This window comes from Thiolapillus sp. (genome assembly GCF_048562965.1).
Lineage (GTDB): Bacteria > Pseudomonadota > Gammaproteobacteria > Chromatiales > Chromatiaceae > Thiolapillus > Thiolapillus brandeum_A.
The window spans coordinates 1-5,154 of sequence record NZ_JBHNMF010000227.1 but is presented as its reverse complement, the minus strand read 5'-3'; the positions used below and the strand labels follow the sequence as shown (position 1 = coordinate 5,154).

Annotated in this window: 5 protein-coding genes and 1 pseudogene; 3 read left to right on the top strand and 3 right to left on the bottom strand. The window is 55.4% G+C overall.

Annotated features, from left to right (window positions below; all coding sequences use genetic code 11):
* Nucleotides 1–136: 136 nt before the first annotated feature.
* Both ACOCD2_RS11910 and ACOCD2_RS11905 read right to left on the bottom strand, forming a co-directional pair.
* Nucleotides 137–1,555: a dihydrolipoyl dehydrogenase gene (locus tag ACOCD2_RS11910; RefSeq protein WP_293648003.1), complete on the bottom strand. Its 1,419-nt coding sequence runs from the start codon at nucleotides 1,553–1,555 to the stop codon at nucleotides 137–139.
* A gap of 56 nt (nucleotides 1,556–1,611) precedes the next feature.
* On the bottom strand, nucleotides 1,612–1,905 hold the full coding sequence (locus ACOCD2_RS11905) for a hypothetical protein (protein WP_293648001.1): 294 nt from the start codon (nucleotides 1,903–1,905) through the stop codon (nucleotides 1,612–1,614).
* Nucleotides 1,906–2,048: 143 nt separating this feature from the next.
* On the opposite strand from ACOCD2_RS11905, the gene htpG reads away from it, so the two are divergent.
* The 3 genes from htpG to ACOCD2_RS11890 all read left to right on the top strand — a co-directional run bounded on the left by htpG (nucleotide 2,049) and on the right by ACOCD2_RS11890 (nucleotide 4,920).
* Entirely contained in the window at nucleotides 2,049–3,968 is a 1,920-nt protein-coding gene (gene htpG / locus ACOCD2_RS11900) for a molecular chaperone HtpG (RefSeq protein ID WP_293647999.1), read from the top strand.
* Between the two features lie 113 nt (nucleotides 3,969–4,081).
* The gene (locus ACOCD2_RS11895; protein ID WP_293647997.1) at nucleotides 4,082–4,690 is read left to right on the top strand and encodes a hypothetical protein; all 609 of its coding nucleotides are present in this window, start codon (nucleotides 4,082–4,084) and stop codon (nucleotides 4,688–4,690) included.
* Nucleotides 4,687–4,920 carry a hypothetical protein gene (locus ACOCD2_RS11890; protein WP_293647995.1) on the top strand — a complete coding sequence of 78 codons (234 nt, stop codon included), beginning with the start codon at nucleotides 4,687–4,689 and terminating at the stop codon, nucleotides 4,918–4,920. Before ACOCD2_RS11895 ends, ACOCD2_RS11890 begins: the two co-directional genes overlap by 4 nt.
* Nucleotides 4,921–5,020: 100 nt before the next feature.
* Here the strand turns inward: ACOCD2_RS11890 and ACOCD2_RS11885 are convergent.
* Nucleotides 5,021–5,154: pseudogene (locus tag ACOCD2_RS11885) on the bottom strand (IS481 family transposase); the annotation flags it as partial.

Here is a 5,154-nt window from a genome sequence, read left to right as displayed (position 1 = left end):
TGTGTTGGGTCAATAGCATAGACTCGGCGTACTATGATGTCAAGCCTCTACAGACATGAAAAAGCGATTGTAGATCCATGGAGGCAGGCTTGTACTCATCTTAGGGGTGAGTAGTTACAATTAATCTATATTCTGGCTATTGGTCCAGGGTTCTCAGTTCGGCAATAGGGCCGGGATTCTTGGCTTCCACCTGATGATAAAGCGAAGTCAGTGCGGCCTGCAGAGCTTCCTCCATCACCGGATGGTAGAAAGGCATCCGGATCAGTTCGCCCACGGTCAGTTCCTGTTGTATGCACCAGGCCAGCAGATGTGCGAGGTTTTCACCCCGGGGAGCAACCATTTCGGCACCCAGCAGTTTACCGCTCTTGCTGTCGGCATAGACCCGGATGGTGCCACGGTTCTTGCCCATGATCAGGGCGCGACCCACGGGAGCGATCTTCATCTCACCCACCTTGAAAGTATCCGGTGCCAGGTCGGCAAAACGGGTGCCCACGCTGATGATGTTGGGGTCGCTGAATACGATGGCCAGGGGTGTCTTGCGCCTGAAGGCTACGATTTCATCATGGGCGGCGTTGTAACCTGCTATCTTTCCTTCGTCCCCCGCCTCGTGAAGAATGGGGCGGTCAGCATTGATGTCGCCGGCGAGGAACAGCGGGTGATCCCCGATTTGCATGGTGTTGGGGTTGTATTGGGGAATACCGCGTGCATCCAGTTCGATACCAAGATTTTCAAGGCCCAGGTTATCCAGGTTGGGGCGCCGTCCCATGCTGGCGAACACCTTGTCCACGATAACGCTCTGTTCACCGGCGGTGACTTTAAGGCGACCGTCGGCTTCCTCGCTGATTTCCGCGCCATGGCCCAGCCACAGGGGAAATTCCTTGGAGATGATCTCGATGGCGGCCTTGTTGACTTCAGGGTCGCTGGTGCCGCCGATGTGTTCTGCCAGGTCGATGCCGGTGACATCCACGCCAAGACGGGCGATGGCCTGGCCCAGTTCCAGCCCGATGACCCCCAGCCCGATGACCGCCATGGAGGCGGGCAGGTCTTCCAGTTCGAAGAATTCATCGGTGGTGACGATACGGTCGCCAAAGGCTTTCCACGCCTCGGGAACGATGGGGGTGGAACCGGTGGCGATGACGAATTTGTCCGCGCGGATACGCTGGCCGTCTTCCAGTTCCACCACGCCGGGTTCTACGAAGTGGGCATACTGTTCGATGAATACTTCTTCGCTGAGGTGGTCAGTGCTGTTTGAAAGCACGCGATCGACGAAGGTGTCCCGCAGATCGCGGGTGTGTTCCATGGCTTCGGGGATGTTGACGCGCATTCCTTCCCAGTTTTCGATACCCTCGCGATCGTACAGGGACTTGCGATGGAAATCCTCGGCAACCTGGATAATGGCCTTGGAAGGCATGCAGCCCACGCGGGCGCAGGTGGTACCGGGTTCACCGCCGTTGATGAGTACGAAATCCTTTCCGGCACGCTTGACCCGCCCCATGGCATTGAGACCGGCCGTGCCGGAGCCAATGATGGCTACATCTGTTTTTCTTTCTGTCACGATCTTTTCTCGAGATTGGGTTTTCTGCGCGCTATTCTAGCGGTATCGAGGTCAAATCACATACTGGATTCCGATGGGGTAATAGTACTGGCGGGAACCTGGGGATACTGCGGCGGCTGTTCGTCGGGTATTTGCGTGTATGCCGGGTAGGGTGCGTAACGGGGTTGGGAAAGAAACCAGGAAGGAGGCGGCGTGCCGTACCTGCGGGCGCTGTAAGGCAGACGGCGGGGCGGGTGATTGCCCGAATTGCCTCCCATAAAAAACTTGAAACAGAAGAATGCGTTGGCCGACTGCAGTGGCAACAGGCTCAGGCTGATGACAAGGAGGAAGCGGGCGGTTGTCGGGGGCAAGATGGTTCTCTGCTGAAGGTTCTGGTTTAAAGAAGTATGGCAGATCTGAAATTTTTTTCTTGCTGGGGGTTGAAATTTGCTTTCTGAAACCAAATGTAGGCTCAATTCATAATAAATTTGTGGTAATTCGGGAGAAACACTACATGACAGTCGAAGCACATAAAGAAACCATAGAATTTCAGGCGGAAGTGAGCCAGGTTCTGAATCTGGTCATCCGTTCGCTATACAGCAACAAGGAAATCTTCCTGCGTGAACTGATTTCGAATGCCTCCGATGCGGCGGAAAAACTGCGTTTCGAGGCCCTGGCGGATGACGCTCTGTACGAAGGTGATCCCGAGCTGAAAATCCGCGTGTGGGTGGACAAGGACGCCGGGACACTCACTGTTTCCGACAATGGCATCGGTATGAGCCGTCAGGAAGTCATGGATACCATCGGGACCATTGCCAGTTCCGGCACCAAGAAGTTCCTCGAAAATCTTTCCGGGGATGAAACGTCCGACAGCCAGCTCATCGGCCAGTTCGGTGTGGGTTTCTACTCTGCCTTTATTGTCGCAGACAGGGTGACGCTGACAACCCGCCGTGCCGGCATGGAACCCGAACATGGTGTGCGCTGGGAGTCCGACGGCGAGGGCAGCTACAGCATCGAAACCGTGGAAAAGGAAGGCAGGGGTACTGAAGTAACCCTGCATCTGCGCGAGGACGACAACGAGTTTCTCGACAGCTGGCGTTTGCGCCAGATCATCAGCAAGTTTTCGGATCACCTGGCCATCCCCATCGAAATGCCCAAGGAAGATACGGGAGCAGAAGAGGAAGAGAAGGACAAAGACAGGGAAATCGAATGGGAGCAGGTCAACAAGGGTATTGCGCTGTGGATGCGCAACAAGTCCGAAATCACTGACGAGGAATACAAGGACTTCTACAAGTCCATCGCCCATGATTTCGAAGATCCCCTTGCCTGGTCGCACAACCGCGTCGAAGGCACCAACGAATACACGTCATTGCTCTATGTTCCTTCACGCGCGCCTTTCGATCTGTGGGACAGGGAACAGAAGCACGGCGTGAAGCTCTACGTGCGCCGGGTGTTCATCATGGATGAAGTGGACAAGCTCATGCCTCACTACCTGCGTTTCGTGAAAGGGGTGGTGGATTCCGACGACCTGCCCCTGAACGTATCCCGCGAGCTGCTGCAGCACAACCGCAAGATCGATACCATCCGCAGCGCCAACGTCAAGCGTATTCTCGGCCTGCTCGAGAACATGGCCAAAAACGATCCTGAAAAATACCAGAAGTTCTGGGACGAGTTCGGCAAGGTTCTCAAGGAAGGTCCGGCGGAAGACTTCGCCAACAAGGAGCGTATTGCCGGTCTGTTCCGTTTCGCCAGCACCAAATCCGAAGGGGATGAGGAAACGGTTTCCCTGGATGAATACATCGGGCGCATGGCGGAGAAGCAGGAGAAGATCTACTACATCACGGCGGATTCCCTGGCCGCAGCGCGAAACAGCCCTCATCTGGAGATCTTCAAGAAGAAGGATATCGAAGTGCTGCTGATGACCGATCGCGTGGACGAGTGGTTGATGTCACACCTGACGGAATACAAGGAGAAGACCTTCCAGTCTGTCACCAAAGGCCAACTGGACCTGGGCGAACTTGAAGCTGAGGAAGACAAGGAAGAACAGAAGAAGGCGGAGAAAGCGCACAAGAAACTGCTCAAGGGCATCAAGAAGGCATTGGGCGAGAAGGTGAAGGAAGTCCGTGTATCCAGCCGTCTGGTGGATTCTCCCGCCTGTCTGGTGGTCGACGACTATGACATGAGCCAGAATCTGGCACGGGTGCTCAAGCAACTCGGGCAGGATGCGCCCATGCCCACTCCCATCATGGAGCTCAATGTGGAGCATCCACTGGTCGAACGGCTGGAAAAGGAGAATGACAAGGACCGTTATTCCGAGCTCGCCAACCTGCTGTATGATCAGGCGCTGCTGGCCGAAGGCGGGCAGCTGGAAGACCCGGCAGGTTTCGTGCATCGGTTGAACCGATTGATGCTGGATATGTCTGATTCCAAGTAACACAAGGCCCGGATCTCTCTGATGGTTCGGAAGGTTACAGGAAGCGGTATCGGCAATGTGATGCCGCTTCCTGCCGCCGTTGCCAAGATGTTCATTTATCCGGGAACAGAACCATGAAGATCCTTGCAAGACGTCTTATTCCGTATTTCATCCTGCTGTTTCTGCCTCTGCTGGCCAGCGCATCCAGCGTCAGGCGGGTGGACATGGCCGAGGTCGCCGGCAGCGCCCAATTGGTATTCGAAGGCCGTGTGATCGCCAAACACATTGAGCACACTCCCGGCTCCCGGGCCATTCATACCTGGGTGAAGTTCGAAATTCTTGATCTCATCAAGGGTCAGTATGATCAGCCATCTATCGAGCTGTCCTTTCTGGGAGGCACTGCCGGTGATCTGAGTGTCACGGTTTCGGATATGCAGATTCCCGCCATGGGAGAGCACGGAATCTATTTCGTGGAAGATATCAGCAGGCCTCTGGTCAACCCGCTCTACGGCTGGGATCAGGGACACTTTCTGGTGCAGTTTGACAAGGATCTCCGTCGCCAGACGGTATCAACCCTGGGAGGGCAGCCGGTATTCGGTCTAGACCTGGGTTCCCTTGAAAAATCGCGGCAGGAACTGAGCAAAGGTATCGCCCGGGGCGTGTTGACTGAACCCCAGGCCTCCCGTGCAGGACCTCTCGATCCGGGGGATTTCAAAGCCCTGTTGCGGGGGGTAGTCCAATGAAAATGCTGTCAGCGGTCGTCATGACAGGGTTGCTGGCCGGTTTTACCGCTGCCCCGGTTCAGGCCTATGAGCTGGACGGATCCAAATGGCCGGAGGGACAATCCGCCTTTCATTACGACTTGCGCTACAAGGGCTCGGCAAGCAGCCCCAGCGGCAAGTCCTGGAACAGCGCTTTCCGTGATGCGGCCAATGCCTGGAATGATCCAGACGGCTTTCAGGTTCACCCTTGACACCCAAGCGTGTCTTCGGCCTCGTGATAGATTTTGGGACATCCCAGTCCCCAAAATCGACTCGGCCTTTGACAACCTATTCGTGCCCCAGCCGTCCTGGTCACCAAGCACTACACATGTCAAGTCCCGATAGATCATAGATTTTCTTTTTGAATAATTCCGGTTGTTTTTTGTGCCAATCCTTAAGCGCCTGAATGGGCGTGATGTGCCCGATGTTTTTCTGCGGGACATGGT

What these genes read in the sequence shown, in the direction of transcription:
- htpG (WP_293647999.1), top strand. Translation starts at nt 2,049, where the DNA reads ATGACAGTCGAAGCACATAAAGAAACCATAGAATTTCAGGCGGAAGTG.
- ACOCD2_RS11890 (WP_293647995.1), top strand. Translation starts at nt 4,687, where the DNA reads ATGAAAATGCTGTCAGCGGTCGTCATGACAGGGTTGCTGGCCGGTTTT.
- ACOCD2_RS11895 (WP_293647997.1), top strand. Translation starts at nt 4,082, where the DNA reads ATGAAGATCCTTGCAAGACGTCTTATTCCGTATTTCATCCTGCTGTTT.